The sequence below is a fragment of the Bartonella sp. CM120XJJH genome (assembly GCF_042194715.1).
Taxonomy (GTDB): domain Bacteria; phylum Pseudomonadota; class Alphaproteobacteria; order Rhizobiales; family Rhizobiaceae; genus Bartonella.
The window spans coordinates 1-510 of record NZ_JBHINE010000169.1 but is presented as its reverse complement, the minus strand read 5'-3'; the positions used below and the strand labels follow the sequence as shown (position 1 = coordinate 510).

Genomic DNA, 510 nt, shown 5'->3' with positions numbered 1-510 from the left:
TTGAGAGACGCTTAAATAGCCCTTATTGTAAAAAACATTCAGAACAACTTGAATGCCAGCCTTAAGTCTTGCTTCAGTAGAGAAAGCCTTGAATTTACACCAAATAAAGCACCAGGTTGATGAGTTTGAGAAAGCCTTGTCCCGTCCTTACGTGACAAGGTTTTCTTTTTATGCTGCGTCGTTATAACGTTGCTGTTTTGCTTGCTCGATGACATTCAAAAGATCTGATTGTAACCAACGCGATAAAAAACCAAATTTTAGGGGTTTGGGGAGAGAGCCATTGGTAACATGACGGCGGAATGTTGAGACACTCATATGAAGCAATTTTGCACTTTCACGGTCTGTTAAAAGAATATCATTTTCTATCATAATAAAATCCTTTCAAAAGTAAAAAAATGGTAACAAATCATAAGCATTTATTAACCATATTTTGGTTCATTTTTGAAGGTATTTTATTTATAGAAAACAATATTTTATCATATAATTTCTGATGTGATAATTTATGAATCT

1 protein-coding gene is annotated in these 510 nt (G+C 33.5%); it reads right to left on the bottom strand.

From position 1 onward, the window contains the following. Nucleotides 1-168: 168 nt before the first annotated feature. Nucleotides 169-369, bottom strand: a complete 201-nt coding sequence (locus ACFIKU_RS10405; RefSeq protein ID WP_015856195.1) for an AlpA family transcriptional regulator — start codon at nucleotides 367-369, stop codon at nucleotides 169-171. Nucleotides 370-510: the final 141 nt, after the last annotated feature.

Bases quoted from the DNA above. Each gene is read 5' to 3' on its own strand.
- ACFIKU_RS10405 (WP_015856195.1), bottom strand. From the start codon at position 369: ATGATAGAAAATGATATTCTTTTAACAGACCGTGAAAGTGCAAAATTG.